The sequence below is a fragment of the Faecalibacterium hominis (ex Afrizal et al. 2022) genome, from assembly GCF_049545105.1.
Classification (GTDB): Bacteria; Bacillota; Clostridia; order Oscillospirales; family Ruminococcaceae; genus Faecalibacterium; species Faecalibacterium duncaniae.
Genome location: NZ_CP186860.1, coordinates 2,520,283 through 2,546,890 on the forward strand (window position 1 = coordinate 2,520,283; position 26,608 = coordinate 2,546,890).

Genomic DNA, 26,608 nt, shown 5'->3' on the forward strand with positions numbered 1-26,608 from the left:
GAGAAGGAGAAACGCTATGGAAATTCGTCTTGCCAAAACCGCCGGCTTCTGCTTTGGCGTGAACCGTGCGGTGGAGCTGACCTACAATCTGCTGAACGAGGGCCATAAGGTGGCAACGCTGGGCCCGCTGATCCATAACCCGCAGGCGGTGGCCGATATGGAAAGGCGCGGTGCGCTGGTGGCCGATACCGTGAACGATATCCCCACCGGGTACGAGGTCATCATCCGCAGCCACGGCGTGCCCCGCACCATCTATGATACTTTGGAGCAGCGCGGCCTTGTTTACCACGATGCCACCTGCCCCTTTGTGAAGAAGATCCAGAGCATTGCCGCCCGGGCCGAGGCCGAGGGCGCGGTGCTTCTGGTGGCCGGTGATGCTGCCCACCCTGAAGTGCAGGGCATCGTGGGCCATACCCGGGGAGAGGTATTTGTGTTCAGTGATCTGGACGAGTTGAAGGCCTGGAAAGGCCCCTCTGACCCCCAAAAGCCCATTTTTGCGGTTGCACAGACCACATTTCAGGTAACAAAATGGCAAGAAAGTTCGGAGTTTCTCAAAAAAGCCTATACAAACGCCCGAATTTTTGATACAATATGTAATGCGACGTGGGCGAGGCAACAGGAAGCGGAAGACCTCAGCCAACAATGCGACATCATTGTTGTCATTGGCGGTCATCATTCTTCCAATACCCAAAAGCTGGTACAGGTCGCCGCAAAGCATACGAAAGCCGTGACGGTCGAGACAGCGAGCGAACTTCGGCCGGAATGGTTTGCAGATGTAAAAACGGCGGGCGTAACAGCAGGGGCTTCAACGCCATCGTCTATTATTGAGGAGGTACTTAACAGTATGAGCGCAGAAATCAATGACAGCATGAGCTTCGAGGAGATGCTGAACGCATCCGAGGAGAAGCGTGTTCATGCAGGCAGTATTGTGAAAGGAATCGTGACCAGCATCTCTGCCAACGAGATCCAGGTGGATATCGGAGCCAAGCAGACCGGCTTTGTCAAGCTGAGCGAGCTGACCGATGATTCCTCCGCCAAGGTCGAAGACCTGGTGAAGGTTGGCGATGAGCTGGACCTCATCGTCGAGAAGGTTATGGACCAGGACGGCGTTATCCAGCTCTCCCGCAAGAAGCTCGCATCTCGCAAGGGCATGGAAGAGATCGCCAAGGCTGCTGAATCCGGCGAGGTCGTCGAGGGCGATGTCACCGAGTTCAACAAGGGCGGCGTTGTCGTCAACGTCAAGGGTGTTAAGGTGTTCGTTCCCCGTTCTCAGGCCACGATGCGCCGTGACGAGGACTACACTGCTCTGGTTGGCCAGCATGTCCAGCTGGTCGTTACCGAGTGCTCCGGCCGCAAGATCGTCGGCAGCATCAACAAGGTCACCGCTGAGCAGAACAAGGCAAAGCGTGAGGAGTTCTGGGCAAATGTCGAGGTGGGCAAGACCTACACCGGCGTTGTCAAGAGCCTGACCTCTTACGGTGCATTCGTCGATATCGGCGGTGTGGACGGCCTGTGCCACATCAGCGAGCTGAGCTGGAACCGCATCAAGCATCCCTCCGAGGTTGTCTCCGTTGGTGACACCATCGAAGTGTATGTGAAGGACATCGACACCGAGAACCACAAGGTCTCTCTGGGCTACAAGAAGGCTGAGGACAACCCCTGGGAGCAGCTGAAGAACAACTACCCCATCGGCAGCACCTTCCATGCTCCGGTCGTGTCTCTGACCAAGTTCGGTGCATTCGTCCGCATCCTGCCGGGTGTTGACGGTCTGGTCCACATCAGCGAGATCAGCAATGATCGCGTTGAGAAGGTCTCCGACGCACTGAAGGTCGGCGATATGGTCGATGTGAAGCTGCTGGATGTTGACTTCGACAAGAAGCGCATCAGCCTGTCCATGAAGGCTCTGCTGAACGACGACGCTGAGTAATCAGTCCGTGGTTCGCTGAGTTTCAGACACAATGCGACTGCAGCCCCGTTGCCGGGTAACGGCGGCGGGGCTGTTTTTGTTAAGCGGATTGCCCTCTCCGTCATTGCTTCCGCAATGACGGAGAGGGTGAGGATGCTGACAGGAAAGATATTTTTATGTTCAAATGGATCAAAAAGCATTATGAGGTCCTGTCCTACCTGATCTTCGGCGTGCTGACCACCCTGCTGAATATTGTGCTGTACGCCCTGTTCAACAGGCTGTTCGGCTACACCGCCGCCAACAGCTGGGGCAATGTGCTGGACAACATCCTCTGCATCCTGTTTGCCTATGCCACCAACCGGGCGTTCGTCTTCCGCAGCAAGACCCGTGGCCGGGAGATGGCACGGGAGTTCGGCACATTTGTCACCTGCCGTCTGGGCACAATGCTGGTGGATACGGTGATCATGCTGGTGCTCGGCAATCTGCTGGCGGCCCAGGGCGCGGCGTTGATGGAAAACCTGATGGGCGGTGTGCTGGGTGTGCTGGCCCGCTGGTTTGGCCCGGATACGGTGGTGCACGCCGTTCAGGCTTCGAGTGTGGCTTCGGCGGCGGATGGATCTGCTGCCATTGCCATCATCGGCGGTGCAGACGGCCCCACGGCCATCTTTGTCACTACCCTCTACGATGCGCAGGAGCTGTGGGGTCTGTGCGTCAAGGTGTTCTCCAACGTGGTGGTCGTGGTGCTGAACTATGTGTTCAGCAAGCTGATCATCTTTAAGAAGAAGTAACTCCCTCTGTCTGCACCTACGGTGCAGCCACCTCCCTCTGGGAGGGAGGCATTGCCTTGCATTTGCCGACAAGGCTCCCTCTCAGAGGGAGCTGTCACCGAAGGTGACTGAGGGAGTTTTAAGTAACAAAACAATGGAGGTACGGTATTATGAAACGTGGTCTGAAAGGTTTTGCATTCCTGGTTTCCGGTCTTGTTCTGGGCATCATTGGTGCCACTGCGTCCGTAACGGCAATTGCCCTGAGCGCTGTGGGCATGGCAAAGGTCCGCCGTGCCAGCAAGAATTGATGGAGGAAAATAATATGACCCGTGAAGAAATCCTCTCCCATGTCGATCATACCCTGCTGAAGCCTGAGGCCACCTGGCCCCAGATCCAGACCATCTGTGATGAGGCCATTGCCAACCACACCGCATCCGTCTGCATCAACACCTGCTATGTAAAGCAGGCGGTCGAGTATATGGCGGGCCGCATCCCGGTGTGCTGCGTGGTGGGCTTCCCTCTGGGTGCCATGGATACCGCCAGCAAGGCCTTTGAGGCCAAGACTGCCATTGAGAACGGCGCTGCCGAGGTGGACATGGTCATCAACATCGGCCGCCTGAAGAACAAGGAATACGATGCAGTCCGTGAGGACATCCGTGCTGTGAAGCAGGCTGTGGGCGACAAGGTACTCAAGGTCATCATTGAGACCTGCCTGCTGACCGACGAGGAAAAGGAAAAGATGTGCGACATCGTCTGCGAGGCGGGCGCTGACTACATCAAGACCAGCACCGGCTTCTCCACCGCAGGCGCTACCTTCCACGATGTGGAGCTGATGGTCAAGGGTGTGCATGGCCGCTGCAAGGTCAAGGCTGCCGGCGGCATCTCCACCGTGGAGGATATGGAAAAGTTCCTCGCTCTGGGCGCAGACCGTCTGGGCACTTCCCGTGCGGTCAAGCTGCTGAACGGCGAACAGGCTAAGGGTTACTAAGAGAGCTTCGGGAAACTCCCGGTACTTCTAGGGGAAATCCTAATCAATTTCGTTGAGATGTCTAAAAAGAGTGATACTCTTCTTGACAATCTGACGAAGAGATGATAAGATATCTCTCGGAAAACAACTGAATACCGACTTATCAAGAGCGGCTGAGGGGACAGGCCCTGTGAAGCCCGACAACCTGTGCGAAAGCATAAGGTGCCAAATCCTGCGGGAAACCGAAAGATAAGAGTGCAAACGCTCAGAGCTTCGGTTCTGAGCGTTTTTGTTTGCGCAAACTTGATGGACGTGTATGAAGCTGTGCAAGATTCACCACACACATGGAGGACAAAATTTATGGCAAGACACCTGTTTACTTCTGAGTCCGTCACCGAGGGACATCCGGACAAGATCTGCGACCAGATCTCCGATGCCATCCTGGACGAGATCCTGACCCACGATCCCGATGCCCGCGTGGCCTGCGAGACCTGCGCTTCCACCGGTCTGGTCCACATTATGGGCGAGATCACCACCAACTGCTATGTCGATTTCCAGAAGATCGTCCGCGAGGTCATCTCTGACATCGGTTACACCCGTGCAAAGTACGGCTTTGACGCTGACACCTGTGCCGTGATCTCCAACATCGACGGCCAGAGCCCCGATATTGCACTGGGCACCAACGACCAGGTCGGCGGTGCCGGTGACCAGGGCATGATGTTCGGCTATGCCTGCGATGAGACCCCTGAGCTGATGCCCATGCCCATCAGCCTGGCCCACAAGCTGGCCAAGAAGCTGACCGAGGTGCGCAAGAGCGGCGAACTGGATTACCTGCGCCCGGATGGCAAGAGCCAGGTGACCGTGGAGTACGACGAGAACAACAAGCCCATCCGGGTGGATGCAGTCGTCATCTCCAGCCAGCACAGTGAGAACGTGACCATGGAGCAGCTCCGGGCCGATATCATGGAGAAGGTCATCAAGGCCACCATCCCTGCCGAGCTGCTGGATGAGAACACCAAGTACTACATCAACCCCACCGGCCGCTTTGTTGTGGGCGGCCCGCAGGGTGACAGCGGCCTGACCGGCCGCAAGATCATCGTTGACACCTACGGCGGCTACGCCCGCCACGGCGGCGGCGCATTCTCCGGCAAGGACCCCAGCAAGGTGGACCGCAGTGCCGCTTACGCAACCCGCTGGGTTGCCAAGAACATCGTGGCTGCCGGTCTGGCCAAGCAGTGTGAGGTGCAGGTGGCCTATGCCATCGGCGTGGCAAAGCCTGTGTCCATCATGGTGGATACCTTTGGCACCGGTACCGTGGCCGATGAGAAGATCGAGCAGGCAGTGGAGAAGGTCTTTGACCTGACCCCCGCCGCCATCATCCGTGACCTCGGCCTGCGGAAGCCCATCTACCGCAAGCTGGCCGCCTACGGCCACATGGGCCGCGAGGATCTGGGCGTGAAGTGGGAGAACACCGACCGCGTGGATGAGCTCAAGGCCGCTGTTGCAGCGCTGTAAAACTGAAACGCAAAGCGCCCTGTACCGTGAAAGGTGCAGGGCGCTTTTCTATGGTGGGCGGCAGACAAACAAAAAACGCTCCCCCGTGCAGGTGGGGAAGCGTTTTTTGTTTGTCCTTTTCAGGACAGGGTAAATGATAAGAAGGTAAATGAAGAAAATAGCATAATAATAGAAGGATGAACAACAGGAGTACCGGAAAGGAAAGCGCGTCGTTTCGCTTTGTATCCAACTGACGCTCCTGTTGGATACAAGATAACACTTTTCACAGAAAAATACAAGAGCTTTTTTGAAAAAAGTTCTCTTGTTCGAGAAAAAAATGCAATTTTGTCACAACGCACAAAAATGGGAGAGATACATTTGGCAAAGTGATGAAACAAGCACGGGCAGGGGGAAGAGGTCCGGAATTGCAGAAGCTGATTCTTTACAACAGGATGCGGCTGTGTTATGATGGATACATCTATGAGAAAAGGACGCTCTGCGGCCCGGAAGGGCAGAAAAGGTGTGGGAAGAAGCGAGGAATAGAATGGAACATACGATCGCACAAAACAAGGCCCCGTGCTTTGGCGGGCGGGCCCCGCTGTTCAGCCAGCGTGACCTGCTCAGGCTGGTGGGGCCGCTGCTGGTGGAGCAGCTGCTGGCCGTGACGGTGGGCATGGCCGATACCATGATGGTTTCCCGCTGCGGCGAAGCCGCCATCTCGGGTGTCAGCCTGGTGGATATGATCAACAACCTCATCATCGTGCTGTTTGCGGCGCTGGCCACCGGCGGCGCGGTGGTGGTCAGCCAGTATCTGGGTGCAAAGGAGCAGAAGCACGCCAACGCAAGCTCGGGTCAGCTGATCCTGCTCAGCGCTCTGCTGGGCGTGGGTGTGGGGGTGTTCTGCTTTGTGCTGGCCCGTCCCATGATCCGGCTGTGCTATGGCAGCATCGATGCCGACGTACTGGAGGCCGGTGTGCTCTACCTGCGCATCACGGCGGTCAGCTACCCGTTCCTGGCCATGTACAATGCCGGTGCTGCGCTCTTCCGCAGCATGGGCAACTCCAAAATCTCCATGCAGATCAGCATCCTGATGAACATCATCAACATCGTGGGCAATGCGGTCTGCATCTTTGTGCTGGGCATGGGCGTGGACGGCGTTGCCTGGCCCAGCGTCCTCTCCCGTGCTGTGGCGGCGGTGCTCATCCTGAACCGCTGCTACCAGAAGGGCCATATGCTCACCGTGCCCAAAACGTTCCGGCTGGATGGCCGGATGGCAAAGCGCATCCTGGGCATCGGCATCCCGTCCGCCTTTGAGAACAGCCTGTTCCAGGCGGGCCGCATTCTGGTGGTCAGCATGATCTCCACCTTCGGCACCGTGCAGATCGCCGCCAATGCCGTGGCAAACAATCTGGACGGCGTGGGCTGCATCCCGGGGCAGGCCATTGGTCTGGCCATGATCACGGTGGTGGGCCGCTGCGTTGGCGCAGGGGACAATGAGCAGACCGTTTTCTACACCCGCAAGCTGCTGCTCTGGGCTTACCTCTCTATGGGAATCTTCAACGGCGGCATCCTGCTCTTCCTCAAGCCGCTGGTGGGCATCTACGCCCTCTCCGGTGAGACCATGGCGCTGGCCATCCTGCTGGTGCAGATCCACGCAGGCAGCGGCCTGTTCCTGTGGCCGGCCTCCTTTGTTCTGCCCAACGCCCTGCGCGCGGCCAACGATGTAAAATTTACCATGGTGGTCTCTGTGCTCAGCATGGCTGTCTGGCGGCTGGGATTCAGCTACCTGCTCTGTGTCAGGATGGGCTGGGGCGCTGTGGGTGTCTGGATCGCCATGGTCATTGACTGGGTCTGCCGTGTCATCTGCTTTGTGGCGCGCATGAAGAGCGGCGCATGGAAAACAAAATATCAGGCATAAGAAAGGAACAGGATATGAAACTGATCAGCTGGAACGTCAATGGCCTGCGGGCCTGCCTGACCCACGATTTTGCCGCAAGCTTCGCGGCGCTGGATGCCGACATCTTCTCGGTGCAGGAGACCAAGATGCAGCCGGGGCAGGCTGATTTTGCCCCCGAGGGCTACACCGAGTACACCTACTCCGCCGAGAAAAAGGGCTACTCCGGCACGGCATGCTGGTGTAAAACGGCCCCGCTGGCCGTGACCACCGGCATCGGCAGGGAGGAGCACGACCACGAGGGCCGGGTGCTGACGCTGGAATATCCCGGCTTCTATCTGGTCAACTGCTACACGCCCAACAGCCAGGACGGCCTGAAGCGGCTGGACTACCGCATGACCTGGGAGGATGCGTTCCGGGCTTACCTGCTGGAGCTGGACGCGAAAAAGCCGGTCATCCTCTGCGGTGACCTGAACGTGGCCCACACTGAGATCGACATCAAGAATGCGAAGACCAATCGGATGAGCGCGGGCTTCACTGACCAGGAGCGGGCCAAGATGACCGAGCTGCTGGCAGCGGGCTTTACCGACACCTTCCGCGCGGTTCACCCGGACGAGGTGAAGTACAGCTGGTGGAGCTACCGCTTCCACGCCCGGGAAAAGAACGCGGGCTGGCGCATTGATTATTTCATCGTTTCAAACCGCATCGCCGACAAGGTGACCGCCGCCGAGATCCACAACGAGGTGTTTGGCTCCGACCACTGCCCGGTGGAGCTGGTCATCGACCTGTAAGCCGTTACGATCATGGTCTTATAATAAGGAGAAACCTGGATGCTCAAGAATTATCTGATGGTGTTTTTTGTCTCGATGGTGCCGGTCATTGAACTGCGCGGTGCCATTCCGATCGGGCTGGGCATGGGCCTGCCCGCCCTGCCCACCTATCTGGTCTGCGTGCTCGGCAATATGCTGCCGGTGCCCTTTATCTATCTGTTTGCCCGCAAGTTCCTCATCTGGGGCTACCACAAGCCGGTCATCGGGCCGGTGTGCAAGTTCTTCATCACCAAGGGGGAAATGGGCGGCCGCAAACTGGAGGAAAAGGCCGGCAAGGGTCTGACCGTTGCCCTGCTGCTCTTTGTGGGGATCCCGCTGCCCGGCACCGGTGCCTGGACCGGCACGCTGGCAGCCTCCATTCTGGACATGAAGTTCAAGGATGTTCTCATTGCCTGCATGGGCGGTGTGCTGCTGGCGGGCATCATCATGGGTCTGGCCAGCGCCGGTGTGCTGGGCGCGGCCAGCAGCCTGTTTGCAGTGTGACAGATTCGGGCTTCGCCGCGACAGCTTCCCTGATAGGGGAACCAAGTCCTGCCTCGCCTATTAGGAGAGGTGGCATCGAGCGATCGCGATGATGACGGAGAGGTTTCGTACAGAAGCGGGCTGCCGAAGGCTGGCAAAAGCGCTTTAAGTGTGTTACAATAAACAGTAACGTGTCGTTACGACAAAGAAAGGACGAAGCAATCATGGATCAGGCATTGAATCAGAAGATCGACGCCTTTATTGCGGCGAACAAGGAGCAGATTCTGGAGGACATCGCGGCGCTGGTGGCCATCAACAGTGTGGAGGGCACCCCGACCGAGGAAGCTCCCTTTGGTGAGGGCCCCCGCGCGGCGCTGGACAAGACGCTGGAGCTGGCTGCAGGCATGGGTCTGGCGACCCGCAACTGCGAGAACTACATCGGCTATGCCGAGCTGGCCGGTGCAGACCCCGAGAAGTATCTGGCAACCATCTGCCATGTGGATGTGGTGCCCGTGGGCAACGGCTGGAGCCAGGACCCCTTCAAGATGCAGATCCAGGACGGCTGGATGATCGGCCGTGGTGTGGCCGATGACAAGGGCCCCATGGTGGCTACCCTGTACGCCCTGAAGTTCCTCAAGGAGGAGGGCGTTTCCCTGCGGTATCCCATCCGCGCAATGGTTGGCGACAACGAAGAGACCCACATGAACGATGTGGAATACTACCTCAAGAACTACCCGGCCCCGGTGTTCTGCTTCACCCCGGATGCAGAGTTCCCGGTGTGCAACGGCGAGAAGGGCCATTTCGGTGCGGAGCTGGTCAGCCCGGTGTGCAACGGCGAGATCAAGGAGTTCGAGGGCGGCGTTGCCAACAATGCAGTCCCCGACCGCGCCAGCGCACTGGTGGAGACTGACATCACCAAGCTGAAAAATGCCCCCAACATCACGCTGGAGCCGGAAGGCAATGGGGTGCGTATCCGGGGCTGGGGCAAGAGCGGCCATGCCGCCATGCCCGAGGGCACGGTCAACGCCATCGGTCTGGTGGTGAACTACCTGCTGGACAACGATCTGTGCAACGATGCAGAGCGCGCCTATCTGGAAGCCCTGAAAAAGCTGCACGCTTCCACCGCAGGCACCGGCCTGGGCATCGACTGCGCCGACGGCCCCTTCGGCCCCCTGACCATCATCGGCGGCCGCATCTTCATGCGGGAGGGCCGGATCGTCCAGACCATGGACAGCCGTTACCCCACCTGCACCAACGCCGAGAAGATGAAGGAGCAGATCAAAGCTGCCATTGGCACGGGTGCTTCTCTGGAGAAGGCCGAGGGTGCCGAGCCCTTCTATATCGCAGCCGATACCCCCGCCATCAAGGCCTGCATCGAGACCTACAACGAGGTCACCGGCGAGAATGCCACGCCCTTTACCATGGGCGGCGGCACCTATGCCCGCCACTTCCCCTATGCGGTGAGCTTTGGCCCCGAGCACGAGGACATGGTGCTGCCTGAGTTCGGCGGCCCGATGCACGGTGCCAACGAGGCAGCTCCCATCGATAAGCTGCTGGAGGCCCTGAAGATCTACATCATCGCTCTGCTGCGGCTGGAGGAGATCGACTTCTGATGAACGTTCTGGTCATTGACGGCCAGGGCGGCGGTCTGGGCCGCCAGCTGGTGGCGGCCATCTCTGCCGCCTGCCCGGAAGCCCGGCTGACCGCCGTGGGCACCAACAGCCTTGCGACTTCGGCCATGCTCAAGGCGGGGACGGTCCGCGCCGCCACCGGCGAGAACGCCGTGGTCGTGAACTGCCGCATCGCGGATGTTATCGTGGGGCCCATCGGCATTGTGATCGCTGACGCGCTGCTGGGCGAGATCACCCCCGCTATGGCAGCGGCAGTCTGCCAGAGCCCCGCCCGGCGGGTGCTGGTGCCCATCAACCACTGTGAGAACATCGTGGTGGGCGTGCCCGACCAGCCCATCGGCCAGCTGGTGGCGGCAGCGGCACAAAAGGTCAAAGAACTGGCTGAAACTCCTTGTAAATAACAGAAAAGCAGCTGCGTTCCGTGTGTGCGGAGCGCAGCTGCTTTTGTTTTGCAGAAGCTTTGTTCAGTTTTTGCGGATAGTACCGCCATGCCAGCGGCTCCCCTATGAGGAAAGCTGGCACGCAAAGTGGGACAGAAAGGTTCAGCGCTGCTGTTTCTGGATGACCTCGTGGATGCTGGGGGGCACATCCCCCTGTGCGTCCTTTTCCAGCCTGCTGATGCGGCGGTCCAGCTCGGTGAGGCGCTGGGCCATGACATCCGGCAGATCCTGCTGGTCCAGGTCATCGGCGGGGTTGACGGCCTTGTTGTTGATGCGCACCACCTCGGCGGGCACGCCCACAGCGGTGCAGTTGGCGGGCAGGTTGCGCAGCACAACGCTGCCTGCGCCGATGCGGGCGTTATCGCCGATATACACCGGGCCCAGCACCTTGGTGCCCGCGCCGATCAGCACATTGTTGCCCAGGGTGGGGTGGCGCTTTCCGGTGTCCTTGCCGGTGCCGCCCAGCGTCACGCCGTGGTAGATGGTGCAGTTGTCGCCGATCACGGTGGTCTCGCCGAACACGATGCCCATGCCGTGGTCGATGAACAGGCACCTGCCGATCCGGGCACCGGGGTGGATCTCGATGCCGGTTTTGTGGCGGCCGTGCTGGCTGACCCAGCGGGCAAGGAAAAAGTGCCCGTGCTCATACAGCCAGTGGGCAATGCGGTGGTAGACCAGGATATGGAAGCCGGGATACAGCAGGATGACCTCCAGCACACTGCGTGCGGCGGGGTCTTTGCGCTGGATGTTCCGTGCGTCCTCCAATAAGCTCATGTGGGAAACCCTCCCTTTTTGTTCAGCCGCCTCAGTGCGGCTCTCTCTTTTTGACAGATACTATAATAACACATGCAAACTTCAATGTACAGTGCTTTGGTAGGAATTGACGGAGAAAAATCCCCCTCCGCGCAGGGATTATGGGGCGGGAAGCGGGTTTTCGGTAGAGTAGCCAAAATTCCGGGAGATACAGTCAAAACCTTTTCACACAGGAATCTTACAGAAAGCATTGACACATTTTGCGTTTCTATGATAAAATATAACGAAAACAAATGCGAAGGAAAAGGAGAAGCGGACGAATGCTGTCAAAAATGAACGCTGAACTGAAAAAGCAGTTTGCAGCCGTTTTTGCGGTGGGTTCCGTGTTTCCTTTTTTCGCTTTTTGAACTTTTCCGTTTGTGGAAAAGTTCTTTTTTTTGCCTGTCCGCGGGCTGCCATGCCCGCATCCGCCCATCCGAAATACGAACAGGGAGGTAAAAGAATATGCTGCTCATCAACGCTGTAAACGCTGCGGGCCGCCCGGTGGAGCTTTTCGTGAAAGACGGAAAGATTGCCGCCGTGGGTCAGGATCTTTCCGCACTGGCCGGGGAGGGGGAGACTGTCCTCGATGCAGGCGGTCTGACCGTGCTGCCCGCCTTTGTGGACCTGCACTGCCACTGGCGCACCCCGGGCTTTGAATATAAGGAGGACATTGCCACCGGAAGCATGGCTGCGGCCGCAGGCGGCTACACCTTTGTCAACCTGATGCCCAACACAAAGCCCGTCTGCTCCTCTGCCGCACAGGTAGCCATGGTGGAGCAGAAGGCCGCCGAGGTGGGCCTGTGCGATGTGAACCAGACCGTTTCCATCACCGAGAACTTTGACGGCAAGACCATCGACCACCTCAAGACCCTGCCCGCCAGCGTGAAGTTCATCACAGAGGATGGCCACGGTGTGCAGGACAACGCCACCATGGCCCGGGCCTTTGCCATCTGCACCCAGCGGGACATCACCGTGATGAGCCACGCCGAGGATATGGAGATCAGCCCCTGGGATTACCGGCTGGCCGAGGATCTGGAGACCGTGCGCAATTGCTGGCTGAGCGAGTACTACCAGACCAGGCTGCACATGTGCCATGTTTCCACCCGTGGCGCGCTGGAGGCCATCCAGATGGCAAAGCTGCGCGGCGCACCCGTGACCTGCGAGGTGACCCCGCATCACCTGTGGTTCAACAATGAGACCTGCGATTACCGGGTCAACCCGCCCATCCGCACCGCGGATGATGTGCAGGCGCTCATCGATGGCATCCGTTCCGGTGTGGTGGATGCCATTGCCACCGACCACGCTCCCCACTCCGAGGAAGACAAGCTGAAGGGCATGGCCGGTATGGTGGGCAGCGAGACCGCCTTTGGAGTCTGCTACACCAAGCTCTGCAGGGAAGAGAGCCTGCCGCTGGAACTGCTGGTGCACCTGATGAGCACCCGCCCGGCAGAGATCCTGGGCCTTGCCAAGGGCCAGCTGGAGCCCGGCTACGATGCAGACTTCGTGCTGGTGGATCTGGACACCCCCTACACCGTGGACAAAGAAAAGCTGCACTCCAAGAGCCATAACTGCCCCTTTGATGGTGCACAGCTCTACGGCAGGGTCTATGCCACCATCAAGGGCGGCAAGCTGACCTATCAGGCTGAGGAGTAAAAGTCAGAACGTATCACTTCACCTCTTTGCCAAGGGCTCCCCTACTAGGGGAGCTGGCAGCGCGTCAGCGCTGACTGAGAGGTTTAATTCGTAATAAGAGAGTATGGAGGAACCCGACAATGACAAACATGGACAAGCTTTACGAAGCAGTTGCAGCCCGCGGCCCGGTGTGTGTGGGTCTGGACACTGATTTCAGCTACCTGCCCGCTGACTTTGTGGACACCGCCCTGACCAAGGGGGAGAACATCGTCCGCTTCAACAAGAAGCTCATCGATGCCACCAAGGCTGTGGCAGGCTGCTACAAGGTGCAGATCGCATACTATGAGTCCCTGGGTCTGGAGGGCATGAAGGCCTACGCCGAGACCCTGGCCGCTGTCCGCGAGGCTGGTATCCCTGTTATCGCCGATATCAAGCGCGGCGATATCGCCAAGACCGCCGAGATGTACGCCATGGGCCACTTTACCGGCGACTTCGAGTCCGATTTCGTCACCCTGGCCCCCTACATGGGTCTGGATTCCATCAGCCCCTACCTGCCCTATGCCGAAAAGCAGGGCAAGGGTATGTTCGTCCTCTGCCGCACCTCCAACGGCGGTGCCAAGGACTTTGAGTATGAGAAGCTGGCAGACGGCCGCCACGTCTACGATCTGGTGGGCGACAAGCTGAACGCTCTGGGCAAGGACTACATGGGCGAGCACGGCTACTCCTCCATCGGTCTGGTCATCGGCGGCACCCACATCGAGGAAGCCACCGAGATCCGCGCCAAGTATCAGGACAGCTTCTTCCTCATCCCCGGCTACGGCGCACAGGGCGGCAAGGCGGAGGATATTGCCCAGTACCTGACCAAGGGCAACGGCGGCGTGGTCAACTCCAGCCGCGGCATCCTGCTGGCCTACAAGAAGCAGCCCGGCGTGGCCTTTGATGAGGCCGCTTACAACGAGTGTGTGAACATGAAGGAGGCCATTGCTCATGCGTGCAGCCTGCTGTGAAGCCACCGTTCTGAGCCATGAGAGTATCCTGCCGGACATCCGGCTCCTGCGTGCCCTCTGGCCTGACCGGGAGCATGCCCCCCACGCCGGGCAGTTTTTTACCCTGCGTGCCTGGGGTGCCGATGAGGCCCCCTTCCTGTCCCGCCCCATCAGCGTGCACAAGTGGGAGCCGGAGACCCAGACCATTGAGTTCCTGTATCAGGTCATCGGCGAGGGCACTCACAAAATTGCCCAGCTGAAGACCGGCGATACCTTCCAGCTGACCGGCCCCATGGGCAACGGCTTTGATATCCCGGCCCTGACCGAACAATACCATAAGATCGCCGTGGTAGGCGGCGGCATTGGCACCGCCCCCATGTATCAGGTCACCCGGGAACTGGCAGCTGCCGGTGTTAAGCCGGACGTGTTCTTCGGCTTCCGGGATACCCCTTACTGCATGGAAGAGTACCGCTCCATCGCAAATGTGGTAAAGGTATCCACCGATACCGGCGCAGTGGGCTTCCACGGCTTTGTAACCCAGCTGTATGACCCGGCAGATTACGATGCCGTGCTGATCTGCGGCCCCACCGTGATGATGAAAAACGCCGCCCGGATCTGTGCCGAAAAGGGCACCCCCTGCTTCGTGAGCCTGGAAAAGAAGATGGCCTGCGGCATTGGTGCCTGCCTTGGCTGCACCTGCGAGACCAAGGGCGGCGAGGGCAAGAGCGTGTGCAAGAATGGCCCGGTCTTTGATGCAACGGAGGTGTTCTTCTGATGGCTGACCTGAAAACAAACCTGCTGGGCTTTGTGATGAACAGCCCGGTCATCGGCGCTTCCGGCACTGTGGGCTACGGTGTGGAGTACGAGGAACTGGCCGATTTTTCCAAGATCGGCGGCATCTCCGGCAAGGGCCTGACCCTGCACGGTCAGTACGGCAACAAGGGCGAGCGCCTGTGGGAGACCCCCTCCGGCCTCATCAACAGCATCGGCCTGCAGAACCCCGGCGTTCAGCACTTCATTGATGTGGAGCTGAACGAGATGCTGGAGCTCAAGCAGAAATACGGCACCGTGGCCATTGCCAATCTGGGTGGACACAGTGAGGAAGAGTATGTTGAGGGCGCGGCTCTGCTGAGTGAGAGCGCTGTGGACATCGTGGAGCTGAACATCTCCTGCCCCAACGTCAAGGTGGGCGGCATGGCCTACGGCGTGAAGGCTGAGGCTGCCGGTGAGGTGGTGCGGATGGTCCGCGCGGCCTGCAAAAAGCCCCTGATGGTCAAGCTGAGCCCCCAGGCAGAGAACATCCCCGAGATGTGCAAGGCTGTGGAGGCCGCCGGTGCGGATGCCATCAGCCTGACCAACACCTTCCAGGCCTGCGCCATCGATCTGGAAAAGCGTAAGCCGGTGTTCAACAACATCTTTGCCGGTCTGTCCGGCCCGGCGGTGCGGCCCATTGCCCTGCGCATGGTCTGGCAGGCTGTGGGTGCCGTGAACATCCCGGTGGTGGGTCTGGGCGGCATTGCCACCGGCCGTGACGCACTGGAATTCATCATGGCAGGTGCCACGGCGGTACAGGTGGGCGCGGCAAACTTTGCCAACCCCCGCGCCATGGAGACCATTGCCGACGAGATGGCACAGTGGATGGATGCCCACGGCGTGAAAACGCTGGAGGAGATCCGCGGCTGCGCACGAAATGCTGAATAATCGAGCTGATATACCAGAATAACCACGGCTTATGCGTATAAAGCGAAAAATTTCGCATAAATTTGCAATTGCTGCAAAAGCGTGGTACAATACCGTTCAAAAGATATTTTTCATAAAAAAGAGAGGGAGAACTACAATGAGTGAAGCACTTGAAATTCTGAAGAGCTGTGACGCATTCCTGGAGGGCCATTTCCTGCTCTCCTCCGGCCGCCATTCCAGCGCATACTGCCAGATGGCCTACCTGCAGCAGTACCCTGACCGCTGCGCCGAGGTAATGAAGGCTGTGGCAGACAAAGTCAAGGAGCTGGACGTGGATGTCATCGTGGGACCTGCCATGGGCGGCATCGTCTATGCTTACGAGCTGGCCCGCCAGACCGGCAAGCGCGCCATCTTCACCGAGCGCGTGGACAATGTGATGACCCTGAAGCGCTTTGCCATCCAGCCGGGTGAGAAGTGCATCATTGCTGAGGACGTTGTTACCACCGGCATCTCCTCCCTGGAGACCAAGCGCGTGATCGAAGAGGCCGGCGGCATCTGCCTGGGCATCACCTGCGTGGTGGACCGCACCAAGCCTGAGGCTCCGTCTCCCATTCCCATCCTGGCCAGCGCCCTGAAGCTGGACCTGCCCAACTACGCACCCGAGGAGTGCCCCATCTGCAAGGAGGGCAAGCTGCCCCTGGTGCACCTGGGCAGCCGTAAGATGAAGCAGGAAGCCAAGCAGACCCTGTAACTTGACAACAACCGTGTTGAAACAAGGAGTACCTATGAACGCTTATCTTCTTTTGGCAAACGGCATGGTCTTTGCAGGCCAGTCAGTGGGTGCTGAGGGCGTTACCGTGGGCGAAGTCGTCTTTGCCACCGGTATGGTGGGCTTTGAAGAGACCCTGACCGACCCCAGCTACTACGGCCAGATCATCACCCAGACCTATCCCCTCATCGGCAACTACGGCATGAACAAGGACGATATGGAGTCGGACCGCATCTGGGCCAAGGGCTACATTGTGCGCGAGGCCTGCACCACCCCCTCCAACTGGCGCTGTGAGGAGACGCTGGACAGCTTTTTGAAGAAAAACAATACCATCGGCATCGAGGGCATCGACACCCGCCACCTGACCCGTATCATCCGGGAGAGCGGTGTGATGAACGGTGCCATCCTGACCACCTTTGATCCCGCTGACCCTGCCAACAAGGCCGAGACGGAGAAGCTGCTGGAGACCATCCGCGCCTATGCCGTGACGGACGCTGTCAAGAGCGTGACCTGCGAGAAGCCCGAGGTCTTTCACGAGAAGGGCGAGACCCACATCGTGCTGATGCACTACGGCTGCAAGCGCAATATTGTGCGCTGCCTGGTCAAGCGCGGCTGCAAGGTAACGGTGATGCCCGCCTTTGCCACCGCTGAGGAAGTGGCTGCCCTGAACCCGGACGGCATCATGCTGTCCAACGGCCCCGGCGACCCCGCCGAGCCGGTGGAGGTCATTGAGAACCTGAAGCAGATCTTTGCGCTGGGCATCCCCACCTTCGGCATCTGCCTGGGCCACCAGCTCAGCGCTCTGGCCGCCGGTGCCAAGACCATGAAGCTGAAGTATGGCCACCGCGGTGCCAACCAGCCTGTCACTGATTTTGAGTCGGGCCGCACCTTCATCACCAGCCAGAACCACGGCTATGCGGTCGTGGGCGAGGAGCTGCCCGCCGAGATGGGCGAGGTGGCACAGGTGAACGCCAACGACGGCACCTGCGAGGGCATCAAGTACAAGAAGTGGAACTGCTTCACGGTCCAGTTCCACCCGGAAGCCAACGGCGGCCCCAAGGACACGGAGTTCCTGTTCGACCGCTTCCTGAACAACGTCAAAGCAGCAAAAAAGGAGGTGCGCTGAAATGCCCAAGGACCCCAGAATCAAAAAGGTGCTGGTCATCGGCTCCGGCCCCATCATCATCGGCCAGGCCGCTGAGTTCGACTACTCCGGCACCCAGGCGTGCCGCGCCCTGAAAGCAGAGGGCATTGAGACCGTTCTGCTCAACTCCAACCCCGCTACCATTATGACCGACCCGGATGTGGCCGATCATGTCTATATCGAGCCCATGACCCTTGAGGTGGTGGAGCGCATCCTGGAGATCGAGAAGCCCGACTCCGTTCTGCCCAACCTGGGCGGCCAGATGGGCCTGAACCTCTCCATGGAGCTGGCCCGTTCCGGCTATCTGGACCGCACCGGCATCCGCCTGCTGGCCTGCAAGCCTGAGACCATCGACCGCGCCGAGGACCGTGAGCTGTTCAAGGAGACGATGGAAAAGCTGCATCAGCCCATCATCCCCTCTGAGGTCGTGGAGACCCTGCAGGATGCGCTGGCCTGTGCGGACCGCATCGGCTATCCCGTCATTGTCCGTCCTGCCTTTACCATGGGCGGCACCGGCGGCGGCATCTGCGAAAACAAGGAAAAGCTCATCGAGATCGGCACCAACGGCCTGCGTCTTTCCCCCATCCATCAGATCCTGGTGGAAAAGTGCATCGCCGGTTGGAAAGAGATCGAGTACGAGGTTATGCGCGACCACAAGGGCAACGTGATCACCGTCTGCAACATGGAGAACCTGGACCCCGTCGGTATCCACACCGGCGATTCCGTGGTCGTGGCTCCCTCCCAGACCCTGACCGATCACGAGTACCAGATGCTGCGCACCGCCGCACTGGATATCATCACCGAGCTGGGCATCGAGGGCGGCTGCAACTGTCAGTTTGCCCTGAAGCCCGACAGCTACGATTACGCGGTCATCGAGGTCAACCCCCGTGTGTCCCGTTCCTCCGCTCTGGCCTCCAAGGCCACCGGTTACCCCATTGCCAAGGTGGCCACCAAGATCGCCATTGGCTATACGCTGGACGAGATCACCAATGATGTCACCGGCAAGACCTGCGCCTGCTTTGAGCCTGCGCTGGACTACATCGTGGTCAAGTACCCGAAGTGGCCCTTTGATAAGTTCGTCTACGCCGACAAGTCTCTGGGCACCCAGATGATGGCCACCGGCGAGGTGATGAGCATTGGCAACAGCTTTGAGGCGGCCATGATGAAGGCGGTTTCCTCTATCGAGCTGGGTATGGACACCCTGACCCACAAGCCCTTTGAGGAGCTGACCGATGACGAGATCGTGGCCCACCTGCATGTGCAGGATGCGGAGCGCGTGTTCTGTGTCTACGAGGCCCTCAAGCGCGGCATCGACCACGAGACCATCTGGAAGATCACCAAGATCGACTGGTGGTTCCTGGATAAGATGCAGCACCTGGCTGACCTGGAAAAGGGTCTGGCAAAGTGCAACGGCGTGCTGAGCCTGGAGCAGTATCAGACCGCCAAGAAGTATGGTTTCCAGGATAAGACCATCAAGCGTCTGGCACAGGTGGATGCTCTGCCTGTGGAGAACTACCGCGCCGGTTTCAAGATGGTCGATACCTGTGCTGCTGAGTTCTCGGCCAACACCCCGTACTTCTACTCCACCTACGACGGCGACAACGAGGCCGCCGAGTTCATTGCTGCCAAAGAGGCAGAGGCTGCCGCCAACGGCCAGCCCAAGAAGAAAAAGGTGCTGGTCTTTGGCTCCGGCCCCATCCGCATCGGTCAGGGCATCGAGTTCGACTACTGCTCTGTCCACTGTGTCTGGACCCTGAAGAACCACGGCTGCGAGGCCATCCTCGTCAACAACAACCCAGAGACCGTATCCACCGACTTTGACACCGGCGACCGTCTGTACTTCGACCCCCTGAACCCGGAGAGTGTGGACAACATCATCGCCACCGAAAAGCCCGATGCCTGCGTGGTCCAGTTCGGCGGCCAGACCGCCATCAAGCTGGCAAAGCACATGGATGAGATCGGCCTGCCCATCCTGGGCACCCCGGCAGATGCCATTGACGAAGCAGAGGACCGTGAGCGCTTTGACGAACTGCTGGAGCGCTGCAAGATCCCCCGTGCGCCCGGCCGCACCGTGTTCAATCTGGAGGAGGCTCTGGCTGCTGCCGATGAGATCGGCCTGCCTGTCCTGATGCGTCCCTCCTACGTTCTGGGCGGTCAGAACATGATCGTGGCCTACACCAAGGCCGATGTCATCGAGTACATGGGCGTTATCACCGAGCACGTGGACATGGATCACCCTGTACTGCTGGATAAGTATATCATGGGTACCGAGTGTGAGGTCGATGCCATCTGCGATGGCGAGAACTTCCTCATCCCCGGCATCATGGAGCAGGTGGAGCGTACCGGTGTCCACTCCGGCGACTCGATCTGTGTCTACCCGGCACAGCATCTGACCCAGGCCGAGATCGACACCATAGTGGATTACACCGGCCGCTTTGCCCGCGAGCTCCACGTCACCGGTCTGGTCAATGTCCAGTACGCGGTCTCCAACGGCAAGGTCTATGTCATCGAGGTCAACCCCCGTTCCTCCCGTACCGTGCCTTACATCTCCAAGGTCACCGGTGTGCCCATGGTGGATCTGGCTGTGCGCTGCTGCCTGGGCGAGAAGCTGGCAGATATGGGCTACGGCACCGGCCTGCACCCCAACGCCCCCTATGTGGCCGTTAAGGTGCCTGTGTTCAGCTTTGAAAAGCTGCACGGCGTGGATACCCAGTTCGGCCCTGAGATGAAGTCTACCGGCGAGGTGCTGGGCATTGCCCCCAACTATCATGATGCCCTGCTCAAGGGCCTGATCGGTGCGGGCTATACCTTTAAGACCCCCGGCCCCGCCTCCTGCTGCATCTTCACCGTGAAGGACAGCGACAAGCCCGAGTTTGTGGATATCGCCTGGAAGCTCAAGAGCATGGGCTACAAGCTGTACGGCACCTCCGGCACCTGTGCATGGCTCAACAAGCACATGGTCCCCTGCAACGAGGTGCGCAACATGTCCGGCGAGTCCCCCAACATCGTGGACCTGCTCCAGAGCGGTCTGGTGGACTATGTGTTCTCCACCAGTGCCAAGGGCCGTGACCCCAAGCGTGATTCTGTCCGCCTGCGCCGCAAGGCCGTGGAGCTGAGCATCCCCTGCATCACTGCTGTGGATACCGCCAACGCACTGGTCGATTGCCTGCGCAGTGACCATGACCTGAAGAATATCCCGCTGGTGGATATTGCAACGCTGTATCATAAAAAATAACGCACAAAATGTAACTCGTGCGCAATATTATGCGTTTCGTGCGCAATCTCTCGTAATGAGGGGCTGCATTTGTTATACTCAACAACGCAAAATTTGCCAAAAGACGTTACTTTTGGACGTTCCAGGAGGATATCGATACAATGACTCGTTCCCAGATGATCGAAACCGTGGCACGCAAGACCGGCTTTACCGAAGCACAGGTCGAGACCACGATGGACGCTTTGTTTGACCAGATCGCTGACTGCCTGCGTGCAGACGAGAAGGTGACCATTGCCGGCTTTGGCCGTTTTGAGATGCGTCCCCGCAAGCCCAAGGCTTACACCAACCCCAAAACCAAGGTCTCCAGCCGTCTGGAGTCCACCTCCATCCCTGGCTTCAAGGCCAGCGGCCGTTTCAAGCAGAAGCTGGAAGCAGGCCGTGCCGCCGCTCAGAGCGTGGAAGAGACTGCCTGAGCGCGTACATCCCAGATCCAACCGCAGAGCCGTGCCCCAAAAGGGCGCGGCTCTTTTTGCGTGCTGACAAGCGCCGCGTTTCATGGTATACTGAACAAAACAAGGGTAGAAGGATAAGGAGTATCAAACATGCTTTACAGTGAGTTGCAGTGCAGTGAAGCCATCCACAAGGCCGTGGAGCGGATGGGGTTTGCAGAGATGACGGAAATTCAGGAAAAGACCATCCCTGTGATGCTGGCAGGCCGGGATGTGATCGCCAAGGCCCCCACAGGCACCGGCAAGACCTGTGCCTTCGGCATCCCGGTGGCGGAACATATCGACCCGAAAAAAAAGTACCCGCAGGCTGTGATCATGGCCCCCACCCGGGAGCTTGCCCAGCAGATCGCCGAGGAGCTGACCGAGCTGACCTACTTTATGCCTGAGGTGCAGGTGGCCTGCGTGTACGGCGGTGCCAACATGGAAAAGCAGGCCAGGCGTTTGGCAGAGGGCTGCCAGATCGTGGTGGCCACCCCGGGCCGCCTGATGGACCACTATAAGCACCACAGCATCGATCTGGCCCATGTGACCCAGGTGGTGCTGGACGAGGCCGATGAGATGCTGAACATGGGCTTTTATAAGGATGTGCGGCATATCATTGAGCTGATGAAGGCCCGCAAAAGCCTGTCCATGTTCTCCGCCACCATCAGCCGCGAGGTCATGGACATCGGCTGGCTGTATCAGAACAACGCCGAGGAGATCACCGTTCAGCCCAGGGAGGAGAGCCAGCCCAAGATCACCCAGTATATGCTGGAGACCTCCGGCCGCAACAAGCTGTCCGACCTGGCACAGATCATCATTGGCGAGGGCTACAAGCGGGTCATGGTGTTCTGCGATACCAAGTTCAATACCGCCACCCTGGCCAACCAGCTGGCCCGTCTGGGCTTCTCTGTGGACTGCCTCCACGGCGACCTCTCCCAGAAAGAGCGCAACCAGATCATGCAGAACTTCCGGGACGGCAGGCTGGCTATCCTTGTGGCCACCGATGTGGCTGCCCGCGGCATCGATGTCTCGGATGTGGATGCGGTCATCAACTACGATGTCCCCGGCGACAACGAACATTACACCCACCGGATCGGCCGCACCGGCCGCGCCAAAAAGGAGGGCGTGAGCTATCTGTTCTATGTGCCCGAGGAGAAAAAGCGGGTGCAGGAGCTTCTCCGCCTGACCCGCAACACCGACCTGTGTACCCCGGTCCACTTTGATTTCAACCATGAGCGCATCGTGGTGGAGAAAAAGCAGGACAATGCCGATCGGTTCCAGATCAAGTGCTATTTCTAAAGGAAGAAACTCCCCCGGTCTGCTCCGCAGACAGCCCCCTCAAGGAGGGAGCCTGCCCGTACGGTAAGCCTCCCTCTCTGAGGGAGGTGTCGAGCGAATGCGAGACGAAGGGAGTTCTTTTTTCAAAAAACCATTGACCTTCCCCTTTCTGGAAGGTGTAAGATGGTACCTGTAAGGAGGCTGCAGAGCCAATGAAGATCAACGAGGTGGAAGCCGCCGTGGGCGTGACCAAAAAGAATATCCGCTTTTATGAGGAAGAGGGGCTCATCAGCCCCCGGCGGGAGCCCGGCAACGGCTACCGCAGTTACTCGGAAGCGGATGTCGAGCGTCTGCGGCGCATCAAACTGCTGCGCAAACTGGATGTGCCGCTGGCCGAGATCCGGCAGATGCTGGAGGGAGAGTGTACGCTGGCTGAGGGAATGTCCCGACAGCTGGAGCGCCTGCACACCCGCCGCACCGATCTGGACGAGGCAGTGAACTTCTGCACTCTGCTTCAAAAGGAAACTGTCAGCCTCAATGAACTGGATGTGGAACAGACGCTGGCGCGCCTGACCGCAAAGGAAGAACAGGGAGTGAGTTTTGTGAACATTGAGCAGACAGACCGGAAAGCAGAACGGGTCCGGGGTGCACTGGTGGGAGCCGGATTGTTTACTGCGATCATGCTGCTGTCCATCGGCATCATGGCGTGGGCGTTCTGCGTCGATCCGCAGGATGTGCCGCCGCTGCCGCTGCTGGTGGTGCTGTTTGGCATCCCGGCGGGCTGCATCATCGGCACGCTGAAGGTGCTGGTGGATCGTCTCAAAGAAATCGGAAAGGGAGAAGAAGATGCTTATTGTAACTATTAACGAAGTCCCCGGTAAAAAGATCGAGGCTCTGGGTGTGGTGCGGGGCAGCACCGTGCAGAGCCGCAACCTTGGCCACGACATCATGGCCGGGTTCCGCACCCTTGTGGGCGGCGAAGTCACCGACTACGCTGAGATGCTCACCGAGGCCCGGCAGATCGCCACAGGCCGCATGGCAAAGAATGCGGAGGAACTGGGAGCCGATGCTGTGGTTGGGATGCGTTACGCCTCCGCCAGTGTCATGCAGGGTGCGGCAGAGGTCATTGCTTACGGAACGGCGGTGAAATTTGTATGAGTGCAAAAGAAAAACAGGGCTTTTCCCTTTATTTCCTGATTGCCTTTGGTCTGGCGTGGCTGTGCCAGGTGGGCGGCTGTATGGCCCTGCTCCAGCAGAAGAATGCCGTGCTGTATCAGCTGGCACTGATCGCCACTATGTTTTGCCCGCTGCTGGCTGTGCTGCTGGTGCAAAAAGTGTTTCTGCGCCAGCCTGTCGGCATCGGCTGGAAGGTGCAGGGCAAACGGCGGTTCTGGCTGGCTGCATGGTTTGGCCCGGCTGTGTTCACCCTGCTGGGCGCAGCGCTGTATTTTGCCGTGTTCCCCTCCCGGCTGGACTTTTCCTGCAGCTGGCTGGTAGCCGCCTACGGCGGTGAGATGGATGCCGAGACCCTGCGCAGCGAGCTGGGGGTCTCTACCCTCAGCTATCTGCTGCAAAACGGGCTGTTTGCGGTGATCCTTGCCCCCGCCATCAACATGTTCCCCGCACTGGGCGAGGAAGTCGGCTGGCGCGGCTACATGATGCCCCGCCTGAAGGAGCGGTTCGGCCTGATGAATGGCCGTCTGTTGGGCGGCGTTGTGTGGGGTGTCTGGCATTGGCCCCTGATGCTGTTGGTGGGTTACGAGTATGGCACAAACTATCTGGGCGCACCGGTGCTGGGGCTTGTAGTGTGGTGTGTGGTCTGCTTTGCCCTGAACACCCTGCTGGATCTCCTCTACGAGAAAACAGGCTGTATCTGGGTGCCTGCCATTGCGCATGGTGCTTTCAATGCCATTGCGGCGCTGCCGCAGGTACTGATCACCCCGGCAGATGCATATTATAATGTGCTTGGTCCCATGCCCATCGGTTTGATCTCTGTGCTGCCCATGCTTGCTGTGGCAGTAGGATTGACCCTGCATCAGATGAAACAGGAACAGTAAGAGGAAAACGCAGTCCCCGGCGGTCAGATCGACTGCCGGGGATTTTCTGCGCTTATAATATAAATAAGGAAAGCAGGCAGAAAAATGTCGCAAAAACCTGCCCGGAAGCACTCATTTTGCGAAATATAGAAAAAACTCAAAAAAGATGCAAAAAAGTGTTGACAGAAGGCTGGGAATATGGTATCATACTTGAGCGCCAAGGGCCGCCGGAAAGAATGACTTCTGAAAGCGGCAGAAGCAAAGCGAAAGAACCAATATGGATACGTTGAAAAACGAGCCACAAGTTCGAAAAGATCGAAAAGCTTCTGAAAAAAGTACTTGACAAAAAATCACTTCTGTGGTAAAATAATCAAGTCGTCAGCCGCAAGGCTGAGGCGCACAGGACCTTGAAAATTGAACAATATCGAAAAACTTGTAACGGAACCTATTTTCGTGTTGGAAAAACACGTTAAACAATTCCAAACAAAGTAATTCACACAGGACGCAAGCGATTGCGTGCTGAGCGAAACGATTTAACACTTTTTAAGTGATAAATATCATTTATAAAGAGTTTGATCCTGGCTCAGGACGAACGCTGGCGGCGCGCCTAACACATGCAAGTCGAACGAGCGAGAGAGAGCTTGCTTTCTCGAGCGAGTGGCGAACGGGTGAGTAACGCGTGAGGAACCTGCCTCAAAGAGGGGGACAACAGTTGGAAACGACTGCTAATACCGCATAAGCCCACGGGTCGGCATCGACCAGAGGGAAAAGGAGCAATCCGCTTTGAGATGGCCTCGCGTCCGATTAGCTAGTTGGTGAGGTAATGGCCCACCAAGGCGACGATCGGTAGCCGGACTGAGAGGTTGAACGGCCACATTGGGACTGAGACACGGCCCAGACTCCTACGGGAGGCAGCAGTGGGGAATATTGCACAATGGGGGAAACCCTGATGCAGCGACGCCGCGTGGAGGAAGAAGGTCTTCGGATTGTAAACTCCTGTTGTTGAGGAAGATAATGACGGTACTCAACAAGGAAGTGACGGCTAACTACGTGCCAGCAGCCGCGGTAAAACGTAGGTCACAAGCGTTGTCCGGAATTACTGGGTGTAAAGGGAGCGCAGGCGGGAAGACAAGTTGGAAGTGAAATCTATGGGCTCAACCCATAAACTGCTTTCAAAACTGTTTTTCTTGAGTAGTGCAGAGGTAGGCGGAATTCCCGGTGTAGCGGTGGAATGCGTAGATATCGGGAGGAACACCAGTGGCGAAGGCGGCCTACTGGGCACCAACTGACGCTGAGGCTCGAAAGTGTGGGTAGCAAACAGGATTAGATACCCTGGTAGTCCACACCGTAAACGATGATTACTAGGTGTTGGAGGATTGACCCCTTCAGTGCCGCAGTTAACACAATAAGTAATCCACCTGGGGAGTACGACCGCAAGGTTGAAACTCAAAGGAATTGACGGGGGCCCGCACAAGCAGTGGAGTATGTGGTTTAATTCGACGCAACGCGAAGAACCTTACCAAGTCTTGACATCCTGCGACGATGCTGGAAACAGTATTTTCCTTCGGGACGCAGAGACAGGTGGTGCATGGTTGTCGTCAGCTCGTGTCGTGAGATGTTGGGTTAAGTCCCGCAACGAGCGCAACCCTTACTGTCAGTTACTACGCAAGAGGACTCTGGCAGGACTGCCGTTGACAAAACGGAGGAAGGTGGGGATGACGTCAAATCATCATGCCCTTTATGACTTGGGCTACACACGTACTACAATGGCGTTAAACAAAGAGAAGCAAGACCGCGAGGTGGAGCAAAACTCAGAAACAACGTCCCAGTTCGGACTGCAGGCTGCAACTCGCCTGCACGAAGTCGGAATTGCTAGTAATCGTGGATCAGCATGCCACGGTGAATACGTTCCCGGGCCTTGTACACACCGCCCGTCACACCATGAGAGCCGGGGGGACCCGAAGTCGGTAGTCTAACCGCAAGGAGGACGCCGCCGAAGGTAAAACTGGTGATTGGGGTGAAGTCGTAACAAGGTAGCCGTAGGAGAACCTGCGGCTGGATCACCTCCTTTCTAAGGAGTCAGGCAGATGGAAGAACATCAAAGATGGTCGGTCATCTGGAACAGGTGACAGATACAAGCAGAGTAGATATTGTTCGATTTTGAGGGCCCTGAAAAGGACACTCAAAGACGT

Annotated in this window: 23 protein-coding genes, 1 rRNA gene and 1 riboswitch; of the genes, 23 read left to right on the forward strand and 1 reads right to left on the reverse strand. The window is 58.3% G+C overall.

The genetic code is table 11. From position 1 onward, the window contains the following. The first annotated feature begins 16 nt into the window (after positions 1-16). From ACKXGA_RS12130 to ACKXGA_RS12175, 10 genes are all read left to right on the forward strand, one after another. The gene (locus ACKXGA_RS12130; protein ID WP_423729591.1) at positions 17-1,927 is read left to right on the forward strand and encodes a bifunctional 4-hydroxy-3-methylbut-2-enyl diphosphate reductase/30S ribosomal protein S1; all 1,911 of its coding nucleotides are present in this window, start codon (positions 17-19) and stop codon (positions 1,925-1,927) included. Between the two features lie 155 nt (positions 1,928-2,082). Further along, on the forward strand, positions 2,083-2,694 hold the full coding sequence (locus ACKXGA_RS12135; RefSeq protein ID WP_423729592.1) for a sodium ion-translocating decarboxylase subunit beta: 612 nt from the start codon (positions 2,083-2,085) through the stop codon (positions 2,692-2,694). A 149-nt stretch (positions 2,695-2,843) separates the two neighbouring features. After that, positions 2,844-2,981: a hypothetical protein gene (locus tag ACKXGA_RS12140; RefSeq protein ID WP_005929299.1), complete on the forward strand. Its 138-nt coding sequence runs from the start codon at positions 2,844-2,846 to the stop codon at positions 2,979-2,981. A 14-nt stretch (positions 2,982-2,995) separates the two neighbouring features. After that, complete coding sequence (deoC, locus tag ACKXGA_RS12145) at positions 2,996-3,661, forward strand: deoxyribose-phosphate aldolase (RefSeq protein WP_005929296.1); 666 nt, start codon at positions 2,996-2,998, stop codon at positions 3,659-3,661. Positions 3,662-3,797: 136 nt separating this feature from the next. After that, a riboswitch (SAM riboswitch) is annotated at positions 3,798-3,896 on the forward strand. A 104-nt stretch (positions 3,897-4,000) separates the two neighbouring features. Next, positions 4,001-5,155, forward strand: a complete 1,155-nt coding sequence (gene metK / locus ACKXGA_RS12150; RefSeq protein ID WP_097769956.1) for a methionine adenosyltransferase — start codon at positions 4,001-4,003, stop codon at positions 5,153-5,155. A 523-nt stretch (positions 5,156-5,678) separates the two neighbouring features. Beyond that, on the forward strand, positions 5,679-7,052 hold the full coding sequence (locus ACKXGA_RS12155) for an MATE family efflux transporter (RefSeq protein WP_423729593.1): 1,374 nt from the start codon (positions 5,679-5,681) through the stop codon (positions 7,050-7,052). 14 nt (positions 7,053-7,066) lie between these two features. After that, on the forward strand, positions 7,067-7,819 hold the full coding sequence (locus tag ACKXGA_RS12160; protein ID WP_035393287.1) for an exodeoxyribonuclease III: 753 nt from the start codon (positions 7,067-7,069) through the stop codon (positions 7,817-7,819). A 39-nt stretch (positions 7,820-7,858) separates the two neighbouring features. Beyond that, entirely contained in the window at positions 7,859-8,341 is a 483-nt protein-coding gene (locus tag ACKXGA_RS12165; protein ID WP_215666281.1) for a COG2426 family protein, read from the forward strand. Between the two features lie 203 nt (positions 8,342-8,544). Further along, complete coding sequence (locus ACKXGA_RS12170) at positions 8,545-9,933, forward strand: Sapep family Mn(2+)-dependent dipeptidase (protein ID WP_423729594.1); 1,389 nt, start codon at positions 8,545-8,547, stop codon at positions 9,931-9,933. Beyond that, positions 9,933-10,352: a DUF3842 family protein gene (locus tag ACKXGA_RS12175; RefSeq protein WP_154277558.1), complete on the forward strand. Its 420-nt coding sequence runs from the start codon at positions 9,933-9,935 to the stop codon at positions 10,350-10,352. Before ACKXGA_RS12170 ends, ACKXGA_RS12175 begins: the two co-directional genes overlap by 1 nt. 141 nt (positions 10,353-10,493) lie before the next feature. Here ACKXGA_RS12175 and epsC read toward each other — a convergent pair whose 3' ends face one another. Next, entirely contained in the window at positions 10,494-11,165 is a 672-nt protein-coding gene (gene epsC / locus ACKXGA_RS12180) for a serine O-acetyltransferase EpsC (protein WP_097772761.1), read from the reverse strand. A gap of 483 nt (positions 11,166-11,648) precedes the next feature. On the opposite strand from epsC, the gene ACKXGA_RS12185 reads away from it, so the two are divergent. The 13 genes from ACKXGA_RS12185 to ACKXGA_RS12245 all read left to right on the forward strand — a co-directional run bounded on the left by ACKXGA_RS12185 (position 11,649) and on the right by ACKXGA_RS12245 (position 26,487). Next, positions 11,649-12,839: a dihydroorotase gene (locus ACKXGA_RS12185; RefSeq protein WP_423729595.1), complete on the forward strand. Its 1,191-nt coding sequence runs from the start codon at positions 11,649-11,651 to the stop codon at positions 12,837-12,839. A 119-nt stretch (positions 12,840-12,958) separates the two neighbouring features. Continuing rightward, positions 12,959-13,825, forward strand: coding sequence for an orotidine-5'-phosphate decarboxylase (gene pyrF / locus ACKXGA_RS12190; protein WP_097769949.1), 867 nt, complete (start codon positions 12,959-12,961; stop codon positions 13,823-13,825). Further along, positions 13,806-14,579 carry a dihydroorotate dehydrogenase electron transfer subunit gene (locus ACKXGA_RS12195; RefSeq protein WP_156059886.1) on the forward strand — a complete coding sequence of 258 codons (774 nt, stop codon included), beginning with the start codon at positions 13,806-13,808 and terminating at the stop codon, positions 14,577-14,579. The genes pyrF and ACKXGA_RS12195 overlap by 20 nt, the downstream gene beginning before the upstream one ends. Next, the gene (locus ACKXGA_RS12200) at positions 14,579-15,505 is read left to right on the forward strand and encodes a dihydroorotate dehydrogenase (protein WP_005929272.1); all 927 of its coding nucleotides are present in this window, start codon (positions 14,579-14,581) and stop codon (positions 15,503-15,505) included. The genes ACKXGA_RS12195 and ACKXGA_RS12200 overlap by 1 nt, the downstream gene beginning before the upstream one ends. 136 nt (positions 15,506-15,641) lie before the next feature. Then, positions 15,642-16,235 carry an orotate phosphoribosyltransferase gene (pyrE, locus tag ACKXGA_RS12205; RefSeq protein ID WP_097769946.1) on the forward strand — a complete coding sequence of 198 codons (594 nt, stop codon included), beginning with the start codon at positions 15,642-15,644 and terminating at the stop codon, positions 16,233-16,235. Between the two features lie 34 nt (positions 16,236-16,269). Beyond that, positions 16,270-17,379, forward strand: coding sequence for a carbamoyl phosphate synthase small subunit (locus ACKXGA_RS12210; RefSeq protein WP_005929268.1), 1,110 nt, complete (start codon positions 16,270-16,272; stop codon positions 17,377-17,379). Between the two features lies 1 nt (position 17,380). After that, positions 17,381-20,632, forward strand: coding sequence for a carbamoyl-phosphate synthase large subunit (gene carB / locus ACKXGA_RS12215; protein ID WP_275253042.1), 3,252 nt, complete (start codon positions 17,381-17,383; stop codon positions 20,630-20,632). A gap of 140 nt (positions 20,633-20,772) precedes the next feature. Further along, a complete protein-coding gene (locus ACKXGA_RS12220) occupies positions 20,773-21,084 on the forward strand; it encodes an HU family DNA-binding protein (RefSeq protein ID WP_005929264.1) in 312 nt (103 codons plus the stop codon). Positions 21,085-21,213: 129 nt separating this feature from the next. Next, positions 21,214-22,401 (forward strand): DEAD/DEAH box helicase, encoded by a 1,188-nt coding sequence (locus ACKXGA_RS12225; RefSeq protein ID WP_423729596.1) that lies wholly within the window; start codon positions 21,214-21,216, stop codon positions 22,399-22,401. A gap of 191 nt (positions 22,402-22,592) precedes the next feature. Next, entirely contained in the window at positions 22,593-23,246 is a 654-nt protein-coding gene (locus ACKXGA_RS12230; RefSeq protein ID WP_423729597.1) for a MerR family transcriptional regulator, read from the forward strand. Beyond that, positions 23,227-23,538 carry a heavy metal-binding domain-containing protein gene (locus ACKXGA_RS12235; RefSeq protein ID WP_005929259.1) on the forward strand — a complete coding sequence of 104 codons (312 nt, stop codon included), beginning with the start codon at positions 23,227-23,229 and terminating at the stop codon, positions 23,536-23,538. Before ACKXGA_RS12230 ends, ACKXGA_RS12235 begins: the two co-directional genes overlap by 20 nt. Further along, positions 23,535-24,437 carry a lysostaphin resistance A-like protein gene (locus tag ACKXGA_RS12240; RefSeq protein ID WP_423729598.1) on the forward strand — a complete coding sequence of 301 codons (903 nt, stop codon included), beginning with the start codon at positions 23,535-23,537 and terminating at the stop codon, positions 24,435-24,437. Before ACKXGA_RS12235 ends, ACKXGA_RS12240 begins: the two co-directional genes overlap by 4 nt. Before the next feature lie 539 nt (positions 24,438-24,976). Further along, positions 24,977-26,487: ribosomal RNA gene (locus ACKXGA_RS12245) — 16S ribosomal RNA — on the forward strand. Positions 26,488-26,608 lie beyond the last annotated feature (121 nt).

What these genes read in the sequence shown, in the direction of transcription:
- ACKXGA_RS12165 (WP_215666281.1), top strand. Translation starts at nt 7,859, where the DNA reads ATGCTCAAGAATTATCTGATGGTGTTTTTTGTCTCGATGGTGCCGGTC.
- ACKXGA_RS12200 (WP_005929272.1), top strand. Translation starts at nt 14,579, where the DNA reads ATGGCTGACCTGAAAACAAACCTGCTGGGCTTTGTGATGAACAGCCCG.
- ACKXGA_RS12135 (WP_423729592.1), top strand. Translation starts at nt 2,083, where the DNA reads ATGTTCAAATGGATCAAAAAGCATTATGAGGTCCTGTCCTACCTGATC.
- ACKXGA_RS12175 (WP_154277558.1), top strand. Translation starts at nt 9,933, where the DNA reads ATGAACGTTCTGGTCATTGACGGCCAGGGCGGCGGTCTGGGCCGCCAG.
- ACKXGA_RS12195 (WP_156059886.1), top strand. Translation starts at nt 13,806, where the DNA reads ATGCGTGCAGCCTGCTGTGAAGCCACCGTTCTGAGCCATGAGAGTATC.
- pyrE (WP_097769946.1), top strand. Translation starts at nt 15,642, where the DNA reads ATGAGTGAAGCACTTGAAATTCTGAAGAGCTGTGACGCATTCCTGGAG.
- ACKXGA_RS12170 (WP_423729594.1), top strand. Translation starts at nt 8,545, where the DNA reads ATGGATCAGGCATTGAATCAGAAGATCGACGCCTTTATTGCGGCGAAC.
- ACKXGA_RS12225 (WP_423729596.1), top strand. Translation starts at nt 21,214, where the DNA reads ATGCTTTACAGTGAGTTGCAGTGCAGTGAAGCCATCCACAAGGCCGTG.
- ACKXGA_RS12240 (WP_423729598.1), top strand. Translation starts at nt 23,535, where the DNA reads ATGAGTGCAAAAGAAAAACAGGGCTTTTCCCTTTATTTCCTGATTGCC.
- metK (WP_097769956.1), top strand. Translation starts at nt 4,001, where the DNA reads ATGGCAAGACACCTGTTTACTTCTGAGTCCGTCACCGAGGGACATCCG.
- ACKXGA_RS12220 (WP_005929264.1), top strand. Translation starts at nt 20,773, where the DNA reads ATGACTCGTTCCCAGATGATCGAAACCGTGGCACGCAAGACCGGCTTT.
- ACKXGA_RS12140 (WP_005929299.1), top strand. Translation starts at nt 2,844, where the DNA reads ATGAAACGTGGTCTGAAAGGTTTTGCATTCCTGGTTTCCGGTCTTGTT.
- ACKXGA_RS12130 (WP_423729591.1), top strand. Translation starts at nt 17, where the DNA reads ATGGAAATTCGTCTTGCCAAAACCGCCGGCTTCTGCTTTGGCGTGAAC.
- pyrF (WP_097769949.1), top strand. Translation starts at nt 12,959, where the DNA reads ATGACAAACATGGACAAGCTTTACGAAGCAGTTGCAGCCCGCGGCCCG.
- ACKXGA_RS12185 (WP_423729595.1), top strand. Translation starts at nt 11,649, where the DNA reads ATGCTGCTCATCAACGCTGTAAACGCTGCGGGCCGCCCGGTGGAGCTT.
- ACKXGA_RS12235 (WP_005929259.1), top strand. Translation starts at nt 23,227, where the DNA reads ATGCTTATTGTAACTATTAACGAAGTCCCCGGTAAAAAGATCGAGGCT.
- ACKXGA_RS12230 (WP_423729597.1), top strand. Translation starts at nt 22,593, where the DNA reads ATGAAGATCAACGAGGTGGAAGCCGCCGTGGGCGTGACCAAAAAGAAT.
- ACKXGA_RS12155 (WP_423729593.1), top strand. Translation starts at nt 5,679, where the DNA reads ATGGAACATACGATCGCACAAAACAAGGCCCCGTGCTTTGGCGGGCGG.
- ACKXGA_RS12210 (WP_005929268.1), top strand. Translation starts at nt 16,270, where the DNA reads ATGAACGCTTATCTTCTTTTGGCAAACGGCATGGTCTTTGCAGGCCAG.
- deoC (WP_005929296.1), top strand. Translation starts at nt 2,996, where the DNA reads ATGACCCGTGAAGAAATCCTCTCCCATGTCGATCATACCCTGCTGAAG.
- carB (WP_275253042.1), top strand. Translation starts at nt 17,381, where the DNA reads ATGCCCAAGGACCCCAGAATCAAAAAGGTGCTGGTCATCGGCTCCGGC.
- ACKXGA_RS12160 (WP_035393287.1), top strand. Translation starts at nt 7,067, where the DNA reads ATGAAACTGATCAGCTGGAACGTCAATGGCCTGCGGGCCTGCCTGACC.
- epsC (WP_097772761.1), bottom strand. Translation starts at nt 11,165, where the DNA reads ATGAGCTTATTGGAGGACGCACGGAACATCCAGCGCAAAGACCCCGCC.